20 protein-coding genes, 1 pseudogene and 1 riboswitch are annotated in these 20773 nt (G+C 42.9%); of the genes and pseudogenes, 10 read left to right on the plus strand and 11 right to left on the minus strand.

Annotated features, from left to right (window positions below):
• Positions 1-3 precede the first annotated feature (3 nt).
• The 6 genes from ACPW7N_RS11235 to ACPW7N_RS11260 all read left to right on the plus strand — a co-directional run bounded on the left by ACPW7N_RS11235 (position 4) and on the right by ACPW7N_RS11260 (position 5543).
• Positions 4-1332 carry a F390 synthetase-related protein gene (locus tag ACPW7N_RS11235; RefSeq protein ID WP_425651171.1) on the plus strand — a complete coding sequence of 443 codons (1329 nt, stop codon included), beginning with the start codon at positions 4-6 and terminating at the stop codon, positions 1330-1332.
• Positions 1313-2455 carry a GNAT family N-acetyltransferase gene (locus tag ACPW7N_RS11240; protein ID WP_425651172.1) on the plus strand — a complete coding sequence of 381 codons (1143 nt, stop codon included), beginning with the start codon at positions 1313-1315 and terminating at the stop codon, positions 2453-2455. Before ACPW7N_RS11235 ends, ACPW7N_RS11240 begins: the two co-directional genes overlap by 20 nt.
• A 39-nt stretch (positions 2456-2494) precedes the next feature.
• Positions 2495-2691: riboswitch (cobalamin riboswitch) on the plus strand.
• A 176-nt stretch (positions 2692-2867) separates the two neighbouring features.
• On the plus strand, positions 2868-3608 hold the full coding sequence (locus tag ACPW7N_RS11245; RefSeq protein WP_425651173.1) for an energy-coupling factor ABC transporter permease: 741 nt from the start codon (positions 2868-2870) through the stop codon (positions 3606-3608).
• Position 3609: 1 nt separating this feature from the next.
• Positions 3610-3918 carry an energy-coupling factor ABC transporter substrate-binding protein gene (locus ACPW7N_RS11250; RefSeq protein ID WP_425651174.1) on the plus strand — a complete coding sequence of 103 codons (309 nt, stop codon included), beginning with the start codon at positions 3610-3612 and terminating at the stop codon, positions 3916-3918.
• A complete protein-coding gene (cbiQ, locus tag ACPW7N_RS11255; protein WP_425651175.1) occupies positions 3905-4690 on the plus strand; it encodes a cobalt ECF transporter T component CbiQ in 786 nt (261 codons plus the stop codon). The genes ACPW7N_RS11250 and cbiQ overlap by 14 nt, the downstream gene beginning before the upstream one ends.
• Before the next feature lie 4 nt (positions 4691-4694).
• The gene (locus tag ACPW7N_RS11260) at positions 4695-5543 is read left to right on the plus strand and encodes an energy-coupling factor ABC transporter ATP-binding protein (RefSeq protein WP_425651176.1); all 849 of its coding nucleotides are present in this window, start codon (positions 4695-4697) and stop codon (positions 5541-5543) included.
• A gap of 95 nt (positions 5544-5638) precedes the next feature.
• On the opposite strand, the gene ACPW7N_RS11265 is transcribed toward ACPW7N_RS11260, so the two are convergent.
• The 4 genes from ACPW7N_RS11265 to ACPW7N_RS11280 all read right to left on the minus strand — a co-directional run bounded on the left by ACPW7N_RS11265 (position 5639) and on the right by ACPW7N_RS11280 (position 12696).
• The gene (locus tag ACPW7N_RS11265; RefSeq protein WP_425651177.1) at positions 5639-6124 is read right to left on the minus strand and encodes a hypothetical protein; all 486 of its coding nucleotides are present in this window, start codon (positions 6122-6124) and stop codon (positions 5639-5641) included.
• Between the two features lie 86 nt (positions 6125-6210).
• Entirely contained in the window at positions 6211-7758 is a 1548-nt protein-coding gene (locus tag ACPW7N_RS11270; protein WP_425651178.1) for a 2-hydroxyglutaryl-CoA dehydratase, read from the minus strand.
• Entirely contained in the window at positions 7745-11257 is a 3513-nt protein-coding gene (locus ACPW7N_RS11275) for a BadF/BadG/BcrA/BcrD ATPase family protein (RefSeq protein WP_425651179.1), read from the minus strand. The genes ACPW7N_RS11270 and ACPW7N_RS11275 overlap by 14 nt, the downstream gene beginning before the upstream one ends.
• A gap of 98 nt (positions 11258-11355) precedes the next feature.
• Positions 11356-12696: an aminotransferase-like domain-containing protein gene (locus ACPW7N_RS11280; RefSeq protein ID WP_425651180.1), complete on the minus strand. Its 1341-nt coding sequence runs from the start codon at positions 12694-12696 to the stop codon at positions 11356-11358.
• Positions 12697-12858: 162 nt separating this feature from the next.
• Between ACPW7N_RS11280 and ACPW7N_RS11285 the strand changes: the two genes are divergently transcribed.
• Positions 12859-13698: a GNAT family N-acetyltransferase gene (locus ACPW7N_RS11285; protein WP_425651181.1), complete on the plus strand. Its 840-nt coding sequence runs from the start codon at positions 12859-12861 to the stop codon at positions 13696-13698.
• Here ACPW7N_RS11285 and ACPW7N_RS11290 read toward each other — a convergent pair.
• A complete protein-coding gene (locus ACPW7N_RS11290) occupies positions 13688-13849 on the minus strand; it encodes a hypothetical protein (RefSeq protein ID WP_425651182.1) in 162 nt (53 codons plus the stop codon). The two genes, ACPW7N_RS11285 and ACPW7N_RS11290, sit on opposite strands and share 11 nt — an antisense overlap.
• 105 nt (positions 13850-13954) lie before the next feature.
• On the opposite strand from ACPW7N_RS11290, the gene ACPW7N_RS11295 reads away from it, so the two are divergent.
• Positions 13955-14959 carry a DUF3231 family protein gene (locus ACPW7N_RS11295; RefSeq protein WP_425651183.1) on the plus strand — a complete coding sequence of 335 codons (1005 nt, stop codon included), beginning with the start codon at positions 13955-13957 and terminating at the stop codon, positions 14957-14959.
• A gap of 193 nt (positions 14960-15152) precedes the next feature.
• Here ACPW7N_RS11295 and wrbA read toward each other — a convergent pair whose 3' ends face one another.
• The gene (gene wrbA, locus ACPW7N_RS11300) at positions 15153-15770 is read right to left on the minus strand and encodes an NAD(P)H:quinone oxidoreductase (protein WP_425651184.1); all 618 of its coding nucleotides are present in this window, start codon (positions 15768-15770) and stop codon (positions 15153-15155) included.
• 192 nt (positions 15771-15962) lie between these two features.
• On the opposite strand from wrbA, the gene ACPW7N_RS11305 reads away from it, so the two are divergent.
• Complete coding sequence (locus tag ACPW7N_RS11305; protein ID WP_425651185.1) at positions 15963-16556, plus strand: TetR/AcrR family transcriptional regulator; 594 nt, start codon at positions 15963-15965, stop codon at positions 16554-16556.
• A 15-nt stretch (positions 16557-16571) separates the two neighbouring features.
• On the plus strand, positions 16572-16904 hold the full coding sequence (locus tag ACPW7N_RS11310; RefSeq protein WP_425651186.1) for an EthD family reductase: 333 nt from the start codon (positions 16572-16574) through the stop codon (positions 16902-16904).
• Here the strand turns inward: ACPW7N_RS11310 and ACPW7N_RS11315 are convergent.
• The 5 genes and pseudogenes from ACPW7N_RS11315 to ACPW7N_RS11335 all read right to left on the minus strand — a co-directional run.
• Positions 16877-17032, minus strand: a pseudogene (locus ACPW7N_RS11315) (Ger(x)C family spore germination C-terminal domain-containing protein); the annotation flags it as partial. The gene ACPW7N_RS11310 and the pseudogene ACPW7N_RS11315 overlap by 28 nt on opposite strands.
• A 130-nt stretch (positions 17033-17162) precedes the next feature.
• Positions 17163-17822, minus strand: a complete 660-nt coding sequence (locus ACPW7N_RS11320) for a hypothetical protein (RefSeq protein WP_425651187.1) — start codon at positions 17820-17822, stop codon at positions 17163-17165.
• Positions 17823-18210: 388 nt separating this feature from the next.
• Complete coding sequence (locus ACPW7N_RS11325) at positions 18211-20316, minus strand: RNA degradosome polyphosphate kinase (protein ID WP_425651188.1); 2106 nt, start codon at positions 20314-20316, stop codon at positions 18211-18213.
• Positions 20317-20319: 3 nt separating this feature from the next.
• The gene (locus ACPW7N_RS11330; protein ID WP_425651189.1) at positions 20320-20547 is read right to left on the minus strand and encodes a hypothetical protein; all 228 of its coding nucleotides are present in this window, start codon (positions 20545-20547) and stop codon (positions 20320-20322) included.
• 10 nt (positions 20548-20557) lie between these two features.
• Positions 20558-20770: a DUF5132 domain-containing protein gene (locus ACPW7N_RS11335; RefSeq protein ID WP_425651190.1), complete on the minus strand. Its 213-nt coding sequence runs from the start codon at positions 20768-20770 to the stop codon at positions 20558-20560.
• Positions 20771-20773 lie beyond the last annotated feature (3 nt).

Here is a 20773-nt window from a genome sequence, read left to right on the forward strand (position 1 = left end):
CCCATGTTAAAACGAGCATTTCTCTTCCTCTATTGTCTATGGCGTGCTCGACATCCAAAGAAATTCAACTCACGTGAAGAGCTGGAGCGTTGGCAGCACGAGATGATAGTGAAACACTTGCAGATCATCTTGCCGAAGTCCTGGTACTATCGCTCGCTCTATACGGGTCTGCCGTTTGATGAGTGGAGTCGCTTCCCGATCATTCAAAAACAGGAGATGATGAGCAACTTCGATGACCTCAATACACTTGGGATACATAAAGAAGAGGCTTTTGCCATTGCCTTGGAAGCAGAACGGTCAAGAAATTTTGATCCAAAAGTAAACGGAGCCACGATTGGGCTGTCCTCCGGCACGTCAGGCAATCGGGGGCTGTTTCTCGTAACAGACGAAGAAACGGCTTCCTGGGCGGGATATATTCTGGGGAAAGTCATGCCAGGCTCCTTGTTTGAGCATCACAAGGTTGCCTTCTTTCTTCGGGCAAACAGCAATCTGTATACGACGGTTAGCAAAGGCAGGATTCAGTTTTGTTTCTTTGACTTACAAAAGGACATCTCGGAAAACATGAAGCAGTTAGCAGACTTTGACCCGACGATTCTCGTCGCTCCACCTTCCATGCTGCGCTACATCGCAACAAAACAGGAACGAGGACAGTTGAAGCTTCATCCGCAAAAAATCCTGTCGGTGGCAGAGGTGCTGGATCCGCTTGACGAAGCGCACATCCGAAGAACATTCAATCAGGTCATCCATCAGGTGTATCAGTGTACAGAAGGCTTTTTGGCTACTACCTGTGCATACGGAACACTGCATGTAAACGAAGATTTGGTTGTCATTCAAAAAGACTATCTCGATGAATCCAAAAGCAGATTCTCACCGATTATTACCGATTTTTCTCGCAAAGCCCAACCGATCATCCGTTATCGGTTGAACGACATTCTGGTTGAAAAGAAATCTGCTTGTCCATGCGGTTCCCTTTTTACGGCGATAGAAGCCATTGAGGGCAGGTGTGATGACCTGTTTTACTTGCCTTCCAGCAAGGTGAGAGAGAGACTCATCCCCGTCTTCCCTGATTTTATCCGAAGAGCTGTGATTGCCTCATCTTCATTGCTTGAACAATACATCGTAGTTCAGGACTCCCCACTGGAGATGACGATCTACCTGGATGCACCAGAACAGGTGGAAAGCCTCGTGAGAGCATCGATAGAATCTATGTGCACAGAACTGGGAACGGCAATCCCGACCATTCGCTTCAATCCATATAACCATGTTCCAACAGATAAAAAGCTACGCCGGGTGGAAAGAAGGTTTCCAATCAATGACGATCAGGTGGTATGATCAAAAGAATTTGCATGAGTGCGAATGGGGAGAAAGCGAGAACCAGCAGTACGCTCGAAAATTCCTGACTCCGTTCATCGAGAATGGAACAGCGAAATACATTGCCAATGTAAACACTAGGGTTGGTATCCTAACAGTCGATGAGTTGGTTCTGCCAGTCACGGTAAATGATGCTGAATATGGAAACTCGTATGTCGTTTCACCTTTTGATCAGTACATTACCTATACCAAAGAGGAATTGTATCTAATCAAAAATCCGCTGCTGGAATCAATACTAGGCGGCTTTCTGTCGGGTTTTGGCTCGTTGCTTCGCTTGCTTTCAATCAACAAGGTCGTCATCGTCAACAACTGGATGGTCTCAACAAATCTCTACCCGTACATCAAGCGGGAGCAGCTGGCGCAAATCAAAGCGTTTCTCTTAAAAAAGTTCCCCGACCATGCCATCATCTTTCGCTCTGTCGAGGACTACCGGAATCAATCGCTGTTTGAGTCTCTCACTCAGATGGGCTTTCACATGCTGATAAGTCGCCAAATCTTTCTAATGGACACTTCTCAAAGGATCAATTCAAGGGCACGCTACAACTTGGGAAAAGACGAAAAGATACTGGCGCATACCCCCTACCAAGTCGTTGAACACGGTGAAATTCTGGCAGACGATATGCAAAGAATTCTCGATAATTACAATGCGTTGTATCTGGAGAAGTACTCGCCCAACAACCCGCAGTTTACCGATGAATTCTTTCATCTGGCTCACAAAGAGCGATTGCTCCAGATGAAGCTATTAAAAAAGGATGGCCATGTAGATGCCATCCTCGGATATTTCCATCGTGACGGGGTAATGACTACCCCTTTGTTTGGTTATGATACACGCCTCCCTAAAGAGTGGGGGCTGTATCGAATGATCTCCCTGCTTTTGCTGTACGATGCAAGGAAATACGGCTATCTTTTGCATGCAAGCTCGGGCGCAGCCGAGTTTAAAAAGTCCCGGGGCGCACTCGAGAGCTTTGAGTATAATGCCGTTTATCTCAATCATCTGCCCTGGGTTCGAAAGCTCCCGTGGCGCTTGTTGAAATCTCTGCTTGAAAAAGTGGCGAAGCCGCTGGTGCAGAAGTATTCGAGATAGTATTTTTACCAACAATGTAGTAGAATTGATGAAAACAACCAAATATTGTTGCTTTATGGTGCTGTTTGATTGACATCTCGATCAAACGGCTTAATAGGGAAGTTCGGTACAAATCCGACACGGACCCGCCACTGTGATGCTGACATCTGTTTCTAATGCCACTGGTTCCAAGACTGGGAAGGCGAAACAGATGGTTGAAGCTAAGTCAGGAGACCTGCCATAGAGAACAAACACTGCAAAACCTACGGGAGTTAGGGAGGTGTTTACGATGATGGCGAGAATGAATAACAGGGCAAGCCCCGAAACCATCAAGCGATATATCATGTCGTAGTAACGCACTTCTTTTCCAAATGGAAAGAAGTGCTTTTTTATTTTTGTTAGTCGTACATTTAGTAAAGTGGGAGTGATACTGATGAAACAGTTGAAAATGAGCGTCTTTTTCTTGTTTATGTTCCTATGTATTCCAGAGCAAGCATACGCAATGCACATCATGGAAGGTTTCCTGCCCGTCCGATGGTCATTATTCTGGTGGGCTGTGACCATTCCTTTTTTACTCGTGGGCCTGTACTCCATTCAGAAGAAAGTAAAGCAACATCCTGAAATCAAAATGATGCTGGGCCTATCCGGTGCATTTGCCTTTGTATTATCCGCCTTAAAGATTCCTTCTGTGACCGGCAGTTGCTCGCATCCTACCGGAGTTGGGCTTGGCACCGTTTTGTTTGGCCCGACAGCAATGAGCGTCGTCGGATTTATCGTTCTCCTGTTTCAATCGTTACTGTTAGCTCATGGTGGTTTAACGACGTTAGGTGCCAATGCCTTTTCCATGGCGGTCGTCGGTCCCTTCCTTGCCTATTTTGTCTATAAAGCTTCTACAAAGGCGGGTTTATCATTTTCCGTGGCTGTATTTTTGGCAGCTACGTTAGGGGATCTCGGTACCTATCTCATGACATCGATCCAGCTTGCGTTGTCCTTTCCTTCTGAGGTCGGTGGCGTATTCGCTTCCTTTGCCAAGTTTTCAGGTATTTTTGCTCTGACCCAAATTCCGTTGGCGATTAGTGAAGGACTATTGACCGTCATCGTGATGAACATCCTGACCAAATATAATTTCAGAGAATTAAAGATGCTGCAAATCTTGACCAAGGAGGCACGCTAACATGAAAAAGAACACGTTGCTACTGCTTGTAGTGGTTTTCCTCGCCGTCGTTCCGCTTTTTATCCAGCAAGGGGCAGAGTTTAGCGGAGCCGATGGTCAGGCCGAAGCTGCCATCCAGGAAATCTCTCCTGACTATGAGCCTTGGTTTACCAGCGTTTGGGAACCTCCTAGTGCCGAAATTGAGAGCTTACTTTTTGCTCTGCAGGCAGCGATTGGGGCAGGTTTCATTGGTTATTATATCGGTTTCATGAGGGGAAAGAGCAAGCGAGACGAGCAGCAGGAAGAAAAGGTGTATCATGCTGCTGATTGATAAGTATGCTTATTTCAATCGGTTACGACATGTTCACCCAGTCGAAAAGGCGACCCTTTCGCTTGGTCTGCTTCTCTTTTCACTGATTGCGAAGGACCCCTTGGTTTCACTCATCACGTTTCTTGTAATGAGTACTTTTGTTGTCTGGGCAGCACGTATTCCCTCTTCCTATTATGGAAAACTTCTGTTGGCACCTGTATTTTTCTTGCTTTCAGGTGTGATTACCCTGCTTTTTTCAGTCACCGATGGACAGGCAGCGATCGTTCACCCGATTTGGAATGTGCATGTGTGGAATTGGCAGATTTTTATTAGCAAGTCGAGTATGGAGCAGGTTGTGAACCTAATCTTTCGTGTACTGGGGGGTATCAGTTGTCTGTACTTTCTCATCCTGACCACACCGATTACCGTCATGCTGGGGCTTCTGCGCAAACTGAGACTGCCCCCCCTGCTGCTTGACCTGATCGCATTAACCTATCGCTTTATCTTTGTTTTCCTGGAGACAGCAGCCATGATCCATCAGGCACAGACGTCCCGCTTGGGTTACATCACCATTCGACAAAGCCTCAAGTCACTTGGTCAGCTTGTCGCCACCTTGTTTTTGAAATCATTCCATCGATCCAGTCAGCTATCCATTGCGATGGACTCCCGCTGCTACGAGAATGATATTGTACTGGTAGAACAAACGTATCCTGTCTCTTTTTTGAACTGGTTTTTAATCGCAGGGATATTCACTGCCATGCTTACGGTATATTGGCAATTTGGAGGATATTGAAAAAATGAAGCCGCTTCTTTTTGACATCGAGCAAATAACCCATACTTATATCGATAACACATTGGCTCTGAAAAACATTACACTTAGCATCCAGCAAGGGAAAAAAATCGCACTCTTGGGCAACAATGGCGCAGGCAAATCGACGCTGTTTTTGCACTTGAATGGCATCCTCCGACCAACAAGCGGAACGATCCGTTTTCTGGGAAAAGACATTACGTATAGCCGGGATTCGCTTCGCTCGTTGCGCAAACAGGTAGGCATTGTTTTTCAGGACCCGGATGCCCAGTTGTTTTCAGCCAGTGTGCTGGAGGACATTTCCTTTGGCCCGCAAAACTTAGGGCTATCCAGGGAAGACGTTCTGCGAAAAGTCGAATGGGCAATGGAACTGACAGAAACAACGCCTTTAAAAGATAAACCCACTCATTTTTTAAGCATCGGTCAAAAAAAGCGTGTAGCGATTGCAGGAGTCCTTGCGATGGAACCGGAAGTCATCATTCTCGATGAGCCGACTGCTGGGCTGGATTCCTATTTTTCAAGGCAGATCATGCAAGTGCTCGATCATATCCACCAACAAAACAAGACCATTATCCTGTCAACCCATGACGTCAATCTTGCCTATCAGTGGGCCGATGAGATCATTGTCATGCACGATGGTGAAATTTTGGGTCAGGGTGAGCCTGCGCAGGTGTTTGAACAAGAGGATTGGCTACATAAGGCTCATCTGGAAAAACCGTGGATACTCGAAACCTTTCAGTTTCTGTTGGGTAAACATCTCGTTGATTCTGGAACAGCCGCACCGAAAAGCAGAGATGAGCTATATCAATTTATTGCTGCAAAACAAAAAGAGAGGTAGATTTCCTTTGCTTGAACCAAAGGTAAAGGAATTGTTGAGAAAGTAAAAAACTGTTGAGGAAATTTTCTCAACAGTTTTTACTGCTTTACAGGGTATCAATTTCTTGTTCGTTTTAATTCCGGCTTGAAAACTTCCTCTAGCCATGATTGATAGACATAAATAACAATGGATATTGTGACGAAAATACCGAAACGACCCCACGGAGTAATGGTAACCAATTGATAAATCCCCAATTTTTCCTGAAATAAATAATGAATAGGATAAACTGCGAACATAAAGTCCAATACGATATTAGTCAGCAAATAAAACCAAAATCGTCCATATGTAAAATAAAAAATCCATATCGTTACAATTAAAAAACCACCTAGTACACCTGAACCAAAAGCAGGTTTCAACCAAGGTAAAATGGATACTTTAATTATCCAATGATTTAGATTGTAAGCAACCAGGTTATAAAGGACCATTAGAAAAGAAGCCAAAATAGCCGCAGGCATAAATCGTTTAATATCTACCCTTTTCAATAAAAATAATGTAAACCATGGAGCGATCAATACCGTCCACAATGTAATTTTGCTCAGCATTCGACCCACCCTTTTTGTACAGTTTGCATTATTACTCTTTACTGGTAATTATTATTTTATCCATATAGTCATATTATAAAGCCCCTTTATTGAAAAGGGGTCATTTCACGTATTCTTGTGTCATATACCAGATTCGCCGCTCTACAAGCAACGAAATGACGGGTTGTTCGAAACGGATGAGTAAATTTCGAGCAGTTTGATAAGCTACGTAGCTGCTCAGCCGTAAATGCTTTTCTTGCAACAGCTTCGTCAAATTCCTTTTGCGCAGCCTGTTTTGCTTTAAACAACATCATTTGTATGCGACTGTAAACGTTGATCGCTCCATCTCCAGTTGTTTCAATCGGGAGGAAGATAGCATCGGGGTATTTCTCAGTGATCAATGTTTGAACGCCATCAGAGACACCAGAAGACGGCATACAGCCGAATGGTTTGACAGAGAGAGTCATGTTGACTTTCCGTTTGACCACATTCAAGATAAGTTTCCCTACTTCCATATGACCTTCTCCACCACGCAGATGGTTGTTGTAGTGTTTGTGCGATACCTCGGAGAGTTCATCCATATCGGGTAGATGATAATCATAAAGACCAATTGTCTTCGCATAGGTTTGGAACAATGAACGGATCGCTCGATCTGCTAAGCCAAACATCCACAAACGAAAAACAGGTTTTTTTCCTTGTAACCCGTAACGACCGGAATCCTCTCCACGCAGCTTCATCCTCTTCAAAGTATCGTAGCGACCTTCCCAAATCAGATAGAGAATCCACGCTGTAACCGATTGTACTTCCACTTCAGCTCCCTCACTCTCGAGAAAGCGCTGCAATTGATAGTTGCCGTCACCCTCGGTTGTCATCGCCCAGAACTCACCGATGATACTTACTTTGGGCTTGACTCGTGTCCGGTCCACTTTTATGGCAGCCAGTTCCTTTCGGCATTTGTACAACGCAGGAATGAGCCACTTGCGATGATGTAAAGCATCGTACAAATACTGCTTGCAGCGGGCAAGAGCGGCATCGGTGGCGCCTGTTTCTACTTCATAGGGACGGATCCGATAACCAATGGCATTCAAGATATCTCCGAGGAAAACAGCTTTAACAAAACCGAAAAAGAACGAGGTATCTAGTTTTAGGGCTGATTCATCCCCTGTCGCCTGTTTCAATCCACTCTGCTGCTGGAACAAAAGGACGCGGAATCCGTCAAAACCCGCATCACGTAAGGCTTTCCTATACTCTGTTACATAGGTGCCAAAACGGCAAGGGCCACAAGAACCGCTGGTGATAAACAGGTAGTTGCGTACAATATCTTCTTTCGATATACCAACTTCATCCCGCAGATGAATGAGGTATTTGATCAAATTGCCTACAGTGAAATATGTCGGGTTGCATTGACCGCGGTTTCCAAACTCTTTGCCAAACCGAAGTGACTCAGTATCCGGGCAATCCATATGTCTCACTGTGTAGCCCAATCCTTTTAGCACACCCTCTACCAGATAATCGTGCGCCATGGTAAGTCCACCAAACAGGATTGTGGTAGTGGCTTTATCTTTCATTAAAAACTGACGGGGAACCGGATCAAACCACTGTGTTCTTTTGGCCTGCTCCAACCCTAACGCAAGTTCCTCTTTAATTGTTGGCATGTGCTCCGCTCCTTTTCATCTGGATGAAAGTTGACCCTGTTGTTTCTTTTGATTGGCGATTAAGCAGTTCCAAATGCTTTTGCTCGATACGCTGTTGCAGCTCTGCCTTTTTCTGGGCCAAGTCCTGCAAGCGTTCTTCATGAAGCCCCAAGCTATGGGCATAGGTTTTCACACGAATTTTTATGGAACCACTCGGCTTGTTGGCATCAATATCATGTAAAGCAGAGTAAGGGGTCCCTGCCGTTGAAATAATCGAGTCAATCAGCCCGTAGGTCGGTGCATCATGTCCACATTTAAAGCTGGATAAGTCGAGCACGGCAACATTGGGATGACGTGCAGCAAATTTGGCTGCCCAGACCTTTTGTACACTGTTGGAACTGAAATTCTCCGGCCAGACATCGGTTATTTCCAATGCATAACTTACTCGCCCGCTCTCCAAGTCTTCCTGGAAATAGCGATGCAGCCACTTCTCATCTTTGGGTATGGATCGCATGGAGAGAATCGGATAGCCCAACACCTGAAACTCTTCTAGTACGCTGTGATTCAAACCAGGGTCGGAATGGTAAGGACGGCCGATCATCAGAATGGCGAGACGGTTTTCTTGTTCAACCTGTTCGAGGATCATTTTTCCCCGCTCTTGCATCTCGGCGTCGAACAGTTCCATAGCCAACCATCCTTGCTGCACAGCAAAATCGCTTTCGTCCTCCGTGATTTGCAGACACTCCTGAAATGCCTCATACAACTGCTTTTTCATCAAATTTTGTTCGGTAAAGGAAACGGCTGGATCGAGATAGGCGACTCCTCTCGTCTCAAAAAAGTTAATCTCTTTGGTAAAAGCCGCCTTAATCACATTTGGCGCGCCCGCTACAATGGGACAGCTAGCTGAATCCATTACATTTTGCAGATGCGTCGGTATGTGTGTGATGCAAGGGAAAAAAATGTAGTCTATAGGCTTTTTCTCATGATGCTTAAACAATAAATTATGGATGTGAGCCTGAGCCACTTTGGCCGGATAGCAAGGGTCAATGGAACCGTACTTTCCACCAGCTTGCCACATCTCTTCACTAGTAAAATCGCTAAACACAATGTTATTTTTGTCGATCCCCACCGTCTCAAAATACGTCCGCCAAAACGGGGCAGTTGACCAAATACCAAGCACACGTGGAATCCCGATACGAATCTTGTTTCTACTTTCCATTTTCTCTCGATCAGAGCGTTGGAATTGACGCTGATAAGGAACTTTCCGGATTCCTCCCAATCCTAACCAACTGCGCTTTACCTGGACATCTTCTACAAGCCTATTCGTATCGGGGAGAGGCTCTGCCTCGTAGAAATGCTGGTACATTCGAACAGCTTCGTATTCCACCAGATTGGGATAGTGCTTTTTCAACTCTTGTCGCTTCTTGGTAAGTTGAATAACGGCTTCCTTGTCTTCAACTGTTCCTTTTTCGCAGCTAAAGCCTGAGATATAGCGAGCAGTCTGTCCATCGGGTGTTTGAGAGTCGATAAAAGTTCGACTGCAATGGTTGGGACAGAATGTACACCGAGTAGATTCATCGTTACGGCTACTATAGATCAGGTTAATCGCTGAATCGATACCCAAAAATGAAGAGTAGCCACGGCGCTTGACAACACGCAGCGTTTCCATAGCGGCACCGATCGCTCCTGCTTCTCCCGGATGGGGGTGAACATAAACCTGTGCATCAGGAACGCGCTGTTTGATGTAATCGACTTGAGCTTTTACAGCAGCGAGGTTATATTGCGTTCCACCTTGCAGAACGAACTTGCGCCCCAGCTCAGACATACGAGGTATTTGAACGACATATTGCCATATGTTTTTGGGCAAGACCAGAGCAAGTCCAGCCAATAGTTCTTCCTTCGAATAGCCTTCTTTTTGGAAATTCACGCGGTCGGCATCGAGGAATACAGCACAACCGTATGAAAAATTAGGAGAGAGATCAGCTTGGAATGCAGTCTGTGCATACTCTTGAACGGGGATGCCAAACTGGTCTGCCATCGCTTGCAATAACATTCCGTTCCCGGCAGAGCATTGGTTAGAGAGCCTAAAATTACGGATGTCTCCATTTTTCATAAAGAGAACCTTGATATCTTGTCCTCCAATATCGCATATAACATCGATATCGCCAAATTGATGTACGGCACTCATCATGTGGGCAACGGTCTCCACAATGTTGACATCTGCTTTCAGCGTTTTTTCCAAGACATCGGCTGCATATCCGGTGGCACCAAAACCGATGATCTCTAACTCAGCACCCTGCTCACCCACCTTATCGTGCAGTCTCTTCAACATTTCTTTTGTATCTTCCAACGGATTACCCTTGGATAATTGATATTCCTTGAGTAGAATTTGTCCATTTTCGTCGACCAGAACAGCTTTTGACGAAGTTGAACCCCCATCAAGACCGATCACGCCCCGTACCTTTTCTCCTGACGAGAAAGATGCAGGTATAAATCGAGGTATACTGTATATCTTGCTGAATTCTTCCTGTTCTGTTTCCGTATGCATGAGCGGTGGGCCAGCATTCTCACCCAGTTTTGCTTTCCTGCCATGTGCGATAAATTCCTTCAATCCTTCTACCCCAGTGTAGTTGCCAACCTCAGCCGGCTCATGCATCCCATACATCACGGCGCCATATGCAGCATAGTACTGGGAATTTTCAGGTACAAAGATTAGTTCTTCTATCGGGATGTCTTGCGGATAGTCATAACCTCGCTCTTCCCAAGTCTGGGGAATTCTTTTTCTCCAGCATTCTTGCAGGAATGGTAAGTATGTATTCGGGCCGCCTAGCAAAAGGACACGATGACGCAACGTATTTCCACGAGTGAGAACAGACAGATTCTGCATGACGATAGCATCTGCAAGAGAACACATAATCTCATCGGAGGATATTCCGCTTTTCACAAGGTTCACAATGTCCGTTTCTGCAAACACACCGCATTTGGCCGCCACATGGTGAAGCTTGGAATCGTCAAAGTGAAGTTGGCTCACTTCATCCATCGGCATGCCTACTTTAATCATGCACTTATCAATGGTGGCTCCCGTTCCAGATGCACACTTGTCATTCATTGACGTAAGTGCTTGCTTATTTCCCGTTTCCTCATTCTCCTTAAATATAATGATTTTGGCGTCCTGCCCGCCTAATTCAATAACACTCCCAACATCAGGATGAAGTTGTTCGACAGCCATCGTAACTGCATTTACTTCTTGAACAAACTTTGCTCCAATATGTTCGGCAATGGGACCACTTCCAGAGCCCGTAATAAATACACGAATGTTACTTTGTGGGACCTGTGAAAACTCATTCCCGATGGCAACCAATAACTCTAAGACCTTTTCCGCTTGCTTCGTGTGGTGTCGCTGATAATCTGACCATAGAATTTCTTTATTTTTCGGATTTACCACTGTTGCTTTCACAGTAGTTGAACCTACATCAACGCCTACAATTAGTGATTCTGACAATGGGTCTGTACTAACCATCTAATCATTCCCTTATTGAATTTTACAAATATAGTATTGCTTGTATTTAAATGGCATATTCACAGTGTTAAATGAAAAAAGCGTTTGGACTAGATAAACTAATCCAAACGCTGCACCTCTTCGCATAAAATACGGATCCCTGATCTGATTTGCTCTTCTGATAGCTTTGCTATACAAATTCCCACGCTGTTTTCGTGCAAATTATTGTTAATAAAATTTTTCTCCAGCGATGAGAGTAAAATATTTCTCTCTTTTAACCTGCTAATCAATTTGGTTCGATCTATTGTTTTACCTAATCTGATCCAAACAAAGAATCCAATATCGGGAATAACAAAATCAATTTCCGGATTATTGATATTTATAGCTCGTAAACATTCACGAAGGCATTTCATCTTTTTCCTATATTCCTGCCGTACCTTACGAATGTGTTTTTTGTACATGCCACTATTGATAAAAATCTCCAAGGCCCCTTGCGCCAATACGCTTGTAGTTAGATCAGTGCATTTCTTATGTTTTAAAAACTCACTTTTCAAAGCCTCGTTCATAACAACGGCACCTAATCTGATCCCTGGCATAAACGCCTTCGAAAAGCTTTTTACATAAATAACCTTACCCGATAAATCATAATAATAGGCCGGGAGAACATTATTATTGCTATCGATATCTGCCAAATAGTCATCTTCCACAATATAAACATCGTATTTTTCGGCTAACACAACCATTCTCTTCTTGTCTTTTTCAGAAAGACACGTACCAAGAGGATTATGAAACCTCGGAATCGTGTAAAAAAATTTGATACTTTCGGTTTGAAACATTCTTTCCAGTTCAGTAAAATCGATTCCATTGATATTTCTAGGTATCCCGATCATTTCTACATCATTTAGTTCTACGACCTTCTGAAAAAGACTATAGCTCGGTTGTTCAACCAAAATCTTTCCTTTTCCATTTGGAAAAGACATTTTTGCCAAGATACTTAATGCCTGTTGCGCTCCAGAAGTCATCACGATTTGTTCTTCCGAAGCAAATACTTGATGATCGGCAAAATGATCAACTAATGTTTTCCGTAAAGATAACAGGCCCTGTGCGTCACTGTATGTAAACAGTTCATGTTTATACAACTCTACCGCCCTGTTAATGCAGTGATGAAATTCCCTATAGGGCAGCAATTTGGCATCTGGCATAATCTCTGTAAAATCTATGGTGCTGTTCGTAACGTTTGTCTCGTTCTTTTTTTCTATAAGATAATACCCCCCTTTGGGAATGGAGTATATCTTATGGTTGAACTCGAGTTCTTTATAAGCTCGTATCACAGTGGCTTTATTACAGGTAAATTTCGCTGCCATCGCTCTGATGGATGGCAATTGTTCTCCCTGCTTAAGCTGGTTCTGAGCCAGCAAATCCTCGATGTAATCAATGACTTCTTCAAATTTTCTTTTCATAGCTTTCCCCCTTCCCCATCCAGCTAAGTATGATGGCTGGGCGTGACATAGCATGTGTTTTGTACCGGTACAGAGCTGGATATTTGCAATTGTACCATATCGTTTCGGTATTTATAATCACTAGAGAAAAGGAAGATCGTACACGTTGAAAGGAGCATTTGAATGATTAAACTTACGCCGCCTCATTATGCAAAAGTCGATCCGTTATTGCGAAAAGTTCCCTTTAATACCTTGTTTGCCAGAGTTGTCATCGAATACAAAGTAGACGGGCAAGTATATGTCGATGATTTACTTAATCCAACCGTAAGCTTGATCATACATAAATACGGGATGGCTTTTTTGTGCGGCAATTATGAAAATGATTCCTTTAACGACAAGCTAGTGAAATTTTTGAAAGATACACCTTGGATTCAATTTCCTGCAAAATATATGTTAACTTACCCCGAGCAATGGGAACAGAAGCTAGCTTCTCTACTGGATACAGATCTGCTGTTAGCCGACAACATGGACAGCAAAGGGATCCACCACGACAGCAGTCAATTTTTTCTGCAAACGCAAAGAATTAATTATAAATTTAATCCCCAGTTCCCACTCAATAATAGTAATCTACCTGCCGGATTCATCCTGAAAAGAATTGATGCAGACCTTTATCCTAAAATTCAAGGTTCTGTCGTGCCAGAATATTTTTGGGATACTGCAGAGGATTTTCTCGAAAACGGGATTGGCTTTAGCTTGTTATACGATGACCAAATTGTCAGCACAACTTTCTCTTCCTATATTGTTGATGATCAATTGGAGTTAGGTGTTGAAACCACAGAAAACTTCAGAAAGAAAGGCTACGCCATTTATGCTGCATCTGCCATGATTTCGTATTGTCTAGCGAATGGATATGAACCGGTATGGGCATGCAGGCGAGATAACATTGGATCGTCCAGATTGGCTGAAAGCTTAGGCTTTGTTCCTGCCTCCTGCCATCCGTACTATTGTATGCCTACTCGTTAATCGTCGGATCGTCTGCATAATAAACATTGATCCCTCCATTATCACGTCGGTTCTTCCATTTGACACTGATCGTTGTCTGCACCGGTACATCAACCGCACTATAAACCAAAGGGTAGACATTGTTTTCTTCAATACGATTGTATTCAAACACATTATCTCCTTTCATTTTCTTCCCGTTGTTTCCGTATTTCTTCAAACTTCTTCGGGATAAATCACTTCTAATTGGAAATTATAGTTTCTAGAGGTGACGGTGATAATGAACATAACTCAAGTAAAATTAACATCCTCGGAAATCGGAGCTTTGTGGGGGCAATACGTAAATGGTACCATGGTGAATTGTGTAAATAAGTACATGCTTACGATCATAGAGGATAAGTCCATCAGAGAGATTTTTGACGAGGCTATAAAAATAACAGAGAACCAAATGCAGCAGGTTTCTACATTTATTCTTAATGATGGATTTCCATTGCCCGTTGGGTTTACAGACAGAGATATCAACCCCAATATTAAAAGGTTATTTTCTGATCTTTTTTGCTTGGATTATTTGTATCTCATGACAATACATGGTTTAAACGGTCACTTATTTTCATTTACCACATCAGTTAGAAAAGATCTAAGGGAATTTTTTGATTCCTGCCTGACAGATGGAAAACAAATGTACCACCGCTCCGTTGATTTATTACTCGAGAAGGGACATTTTCAAAGAGATCCGTATTTTTTCCCCCGTTCAACCCCTGAATTTGTTGATAGTAAAAAATATCTTGATGGTTATTGGGGAGATAAGCGTCCTCTGTCAGCCCTAGAAATCTCGAATATTTCTCTTAACTTGAAGAAAAGTATTATGGCAAAAACACTTGGAATTGCATTTAGTCAAATTGCTGGTGCTGAGGATATAAGGAAGTTTCTAACTGATGCTGCTCAAACGGCAGATGACCACATTCAAATACTAAGTAAAAAACTAAAAGATGATAATTTGCCCGTACCTATGTCTTGGGAAACTGAAATTACGGATTCTACAGATTCACCGTTTTCAGATAAACTGATCATGCATCACACTGGTTTTTTATATTTAACATCTCAAACATATCATGGATTAGGGTTGGCAGGCTCTATGAGGACTGACCTCGTTCTTGATTATGAGAGAATCATTTTCAAAGACATTTCAGTAACAAAAAAATGGTTTGATCTCATGGTAAAATATAAATGGCTAGAACAACCTCCAATTGCTCCCAATAGAAATGAAATTGCTAAAGACCAATAATTATTTTTGGGAAGTTGCCCTCTTTTTAGAATGCTCAAAGAGGGCTTTTCGGTGTTTTTCTTTCTTTCAAATCGGGCCTTATTTAAGAGTAAAACAAAATTCAAATACCATTAGTTAGTCATTTTAAAATAGAAAAACGGTTATTTTTGCTCGATCGATCAAGCAAAAATAACCGTTTCTTTTCTTCTTAATTTTATTGCTTTCCTTTTTTAATCCATTCAGCAACGGTAACGACACGTTTGGCTTGATGCTTTACTGCATTTTGATACGCTTGAACATCTCCCACCAGTTGATTGTTTTGGTCAACTGCCACACTTGTTCCGTAAGGGTTTCCTCCGGCAGCAAACAAAACAGGATCAGTATAGCCGGGCGCAACCACAATGGCTCCCCAATGGTACATGGAGGTGTAGAGTTGAAGAATCGTTTGTTCTTGACCACCGTGTGCGTTTTGGGCAGAAGTCATAGCACTAACCACTTTATTTACAGTTTTTCCGTGGAACCAAATGCCACCGGTTGTATCCAAGAACTGCTTCATTTGGGATGCAACATTACCAAATCGAGTAGGTGTACTGAAAATAATGGCATCTGCCCAAACGACATCATCTGGTGTTGCTGTGTTAATACTTGCCGTTTTCTCTACATGAGCTTTCCAAGCGGGATTCCCCTCGATGACCGATTGTGGGGCAAGCTCAGGAACCTTTAAAATTTTAACTTCTGCGCCAGCTTCTTGCCCAGCTTCTGCCGCCCATTGTGCTAATTGATAATTGGTTCCTGTTGTACTGTAGTAAATGATGGCTAAGTTGATGGACATGATCTTGCTCCTCTTTTGAGAAATTTTTAGAAAGATACAACATAGTTATTCCAAAATACACAGAATTTATTCCAACAATTGGATGACCATCGAAAGCCAGTGAAGAAATAGCCACTATCTTGATAAATTTTCCAATCCAAATTATAATACGATACGTAGTGTATTGTTATTATTAGCATAAGGAGTTGCTACATGATCCAAGAAAGTGCTAATTCTCAAAAAGCATCACCCGGCCGTCCCCGAAGTAAAGAAGTGACAAAGGCGATTCTGTCAACAACGATTCGGTTGTTGGAGCAAAATGGATACAAAAAGTTATCCATGGAATCAATTGCAAAAGCTTCAGGAGCAGGGAAACAAACCTTATATCGTTGGTGGCCTACAAAAGCAGCACTTGTTCTTGAAGCCATACAATCACAGTGTGAATTGGAAATACCCGTACCTAATCACGGATCTGTCCGTCAAGACTTATTGGAATACGTTCAAAATACTTGTAATCTGCTAAACGGGCCGTTTGGTAGCATGATTTCTACTTTAATTGTTGAATCGCAGTTCGATGAAGATATCTCCCAGTTGTTCAATAAGGAATTCATATCTTCACGAAGAGAAGCTCTAAAAAGCATTTTATATAAGGGAGTAGATCGGGGAGAAGTAGAGACTTCAAAGGATTTAGATTTTCTTGCAGATCTTTGCTACGGGCCGATTTGGTATCGATTATTAAATCGCCATGCCCCATTGGATAAACCATTTGTGCAAGAGATTGTGAAAACTTTACTCTCAAAAAATTAGAAAGGTGTGTATGAAATGATCGTTTTATCATTTTATTACAAGCACGGAGTTTCTTTTAATACTGAGTATTATCTTAACAAGCATGTACCCATGGTAAAAAATGCAATCATGAACATGGGCGCAACTAGATGTGAGGTAAAAAAGTACGTCACGTCTGCGGATGGCACTACCCCGCCCTACCAATTTTCATTTAGCATATTCTTTGAATCCAAGGAGGCTTTGGACTTCTTTTTTGGACATCCGACTCTGCCTGAACTTCAGGGCGACGTTCCAAACTATTATGAAGGCAATCCCAATGTCTTTATTGAGGAAGTCATATCTCACTGCTCTGTGACTGATGCTCCGTAATCGGTAACCGTTATTTTCACGTTGTAGGTTATAGGGACTGAACTGAATGTTTGGTCCCAATCTTTTTTTACCTTTTCCCATACTCTTGGGTGCTCAATTCGCAATCGGTTTCCAAAGTTGTGCAAGTCACAGTCCTTTCACCCAATATGAAGGGGGTTATTCTGAGTAATAAAATAAAAAAAAGCTGCCGATTTTCTCGACAGCTTGCTACTACTCCGGTTACAGGGGTATGCCTGATCGCTCTTCTCCCTTTGGCCCCTATTGGATTGCCTTTTCCACAATGACAGCGTGGCTGGATCCAGTGATGGCAAATACCTTTTCGTTCTTTTCCTGGAAATGCTTGATGAGCGCGGCAAGATGCTGGTCTCGGATGTCGCTATAATCGTACCCGATCTCCTGCAAATAGCCGGGCAACTCGATTTCATCTGAAGTATCACGCCAATCCTTTTCCTGACCAAAATCTCTCTTCCAGATCTTGTCGATGTCGGCGACAGATACGATCGTGTTCTCAAGTCCAGGAAGCTTTCCACGACTCAGGTATTCTTCCACAAAGCGATCTGGATTTTCAGGTTTTCCAAACCGGTAATTGCTGAAATAGGGAAGAAGGATTTGATACAGGGCAATTTGCTCGGGTGTGTACTTGTGTATGCTCAGTAATCTAGTAACAGCCGTTTCTTTTGGGAGTTCCCAGGAATAAACCGGGACATGATCCTTTTTCGCCAATTCATTCACCTTGCCCATTTCCCCGTAATTTTTGACGGGATCCATCAGCCCGGGAGCAAGAAATCCCAATCTGCCTTCTACAAGTGCGACGGTCGGCTTAAATGACTTCCATTCGGCTTCAATCTGCTGGATCTGTTCGTCGTGAGGATCTTTCGTATGCCGTGCCCCAAATACAATTACATTGCTGGTTCTCACAATGTAGGGTACCGGATGGCCAGTTTGATACTCTTTTTTCGAGAGCAAGCCGTGAATTACCGCTTCATTTACTTCCGTATAAAAAACTCGTCTTTTTCTTAAAATAGCACAATTTGTTTCCCAGACAGCAGGGAAATTCACCACGAGTATTGGGAATTTTGGTAGGAACATGCAGAAGTTGTTTGGGCTAGTTAAATATACGATAGACATTTGGGATATTGTTATGACCAAAGTAGTTACATTTAAATTACAACAAATAAGGTCGGTATCCTTCGCTGGAGCCGACCTTATTTGCTAAACAATATTTGCTTTCATAATTGAATAGGTATTACTATTTTTATACCTCACTACTTCATTTTGCAACGAAGCATCCCTCTAGTCCCATCAATCAGCGATTAAAGAGATTTTGAAAATAACCCTGACTTTCCAATGCTGGTTTGCCAGTCCGAACGCGTTGATAGCTGCCATCTGATTGAAGTTCTCTTGCTTTCACATTATCTCGAAGATAGATGGACAATATTTCTAGTAACCGCCTCTTATGTTGCTCATCTTGAATGGGAATGAGAAGCTCTACTCTCCTCACCATATTTCTAGTCATCCAATCGGCACTTGCCAAATAAATCAGCTCTTCTCCAGCATTTCCAAAATAATAAATTCGACTATGTTCAAGAAATCGCCCAACGATACTGATCACCCTGATGTTACCGCTTACACCTTCCACACCTGGTCGTAAACAACAAATCCCTCTCACAATCAGATCAATTTGTACATTGGCCTGTGATGCGGTATAAAGGGCCTTGATAATCTCTTTATCTGTCAGCGAATTCATTTTCGCTATTATCCGTCCGGGTCGTTCTGGTGAGCTTATTTGGGTTTCATTTTGAATCAATTGGAGAAAGTGTTTCCGCATTTCATCGGGAGATGGGATAATTTTGTGAAACTCCGGGTTGTCTACGTATCCCGTCAAATGATTAAAAAACAAAGTCGCATCCTCACCCACTTCATTTCGACTGGTAAATAAGCCAAAATCGGTATAGAGTCGTGCGGTTTTTTGATTGTAGTTTCCCGTGCCCATATGGACATATCGTTTGATGATTTCCCCTTCTTCGCGAACAACCATGCTGATTTTGCAGTGTGTCTTTAATCCAATTAACCCATAAATAACATGGCAGCCTGCTTCCTCCAATTTTTTCGCCCAGCCGATGTTGTTCTCTTCGTCAAATCTCGCTTTGAGCTCGACTAACACGGTTACCTGTTTGCCATTCTCTGCTGCTTTTGCTAACGCATCGACCAACGGAGAGTTTCTTCCAACCCGGTACAGGGTTTGCTTGATGGCGAGAACTTGTGGGTCCTCTGCCGCAGTTCGGATGAAGTGTACAACTGGCTCAAAGGATTCATACGGATGATGCAAGAGGATATCCTTCTTGGAGATCGCTTTATAAATATTTTCTTCGCCTTTTAGTTCATGAGGACGTCTCGGATACCATGGGTCCCACCGTACATGGTCGAACCCTTCCAAACCGGAGAACGGCATGAGAAAAGTTAAATCAAGCGGGCCTTTTACACAATAGATATCTAATTCTTCGATCTCGAGTGACTCTGTTAAAAACTCTCTCGCTACCTGATTGCTATCCTCCTCAATTTCCAACCGTACTGCATACCCCATCCGTTGTTTACGCAATTCTTTTTCCATTTCCTCCAAGAAATCCTCTACCTCCTCATTGAGGGGAAGACGAGCATTACGCGTAATTCGAAACGTATGGGCAGAGATCAGCTCGTAACCAGGAAATAAATGATGGAGATTATTTTTAAGTACATGTTCCAACAAGATGAAATAATGCTCCTCACTTGAACTTGGCAACGGAATAAATCGCGGAAGAAGCGAAGGAACTGGAACAACAGCAAGAGTGTCCATGCTTTGCTCCTCTTTTGACTTGGTCAATCGGACGGCGAGGTTGAGTGAACCATTTTGTAACATAGGAAATGGTCGACTGGCATCGATAGCCATCGGGGTTAACACCGGAAAAAATCGGCTTTGAAATAACTGGTTAATGTATTGTTCCTGTTCTTTTGAAAGATCCTCTGCACGTACGAAGTGAATTCCTTGTTCTTCTAAAGCAGGAATAACACGATTCGTTAGCTCATCGTATTGCCGCTCCACTAGTGTATGTGTTCTTTTTGTAATCTCAATCAGTAGTTCTCTAGTCGTAAGACCTGATTTGTTATCGATTTTATTAAAGCCTTCTTTTAGAAGATCTTTTAAATTGGCGACACGCACCATGAAAAACTCATCAAGATTAGAAGAAACAATTGATAAAAATTTTAACCGTTCCATAAGAGGATTGGTTGGGTCTGCTGCTTCTTCAAGTACACGAGAATTAAACGCTAACCAGCTAAGGTCGCGATTAAAATAATACGAGTGATCTTCTAGATTGATTGACTTTGTTATTGGCTTTGTTTTTGACTTTGGCGTTGATCTCGATTTTGAACTCATAATTTATCTCCAAAGCTTCGGAAAGGAAATCGCAGAGAGCAAATTCAGTTTGCTCTCTTTTCCCTTTACCTTGATCAACTGGAAGAATTCGCCCAAAAATGTCTCCCATTTCTTACCGATCATTTGCTTGTTCTCTTGATTATCCATAACCATCGCGACACTAACGTTGAGGGCTTCCTTTAAGTGGGCAAAAGCTTGTTGAAGATGATAATCCACTTTTTGATTCTGCATAACGCCCCCCCTATTCCATGATTTCCTTGTCGATCTGTTTTTTCATGCGTTCATATTGGGCTTCGGCAATCATGTCCTCAAGTTCTTCACGTGCGAACTTGACTCCAGTTCGAGTACTGGACAGCAACCCGTTGAGCGTTGTCTTGGCGATGGGCAAAAGAACCGATGCACCAAGAACAAGAGCCGTACTCACGACCATTCGCTCCATCGATCTGTTGAGCATGTA

Origin of the sequence: Brevibacillus nigriterrae (assembly GCF_049846925.1) — a bacterium.
Classification (GTDB): domain Bacteria; phylum Bacillota; class Bacilli; order Brevibacillales; family Brevibacillaceae; genus Brevibacillus_H.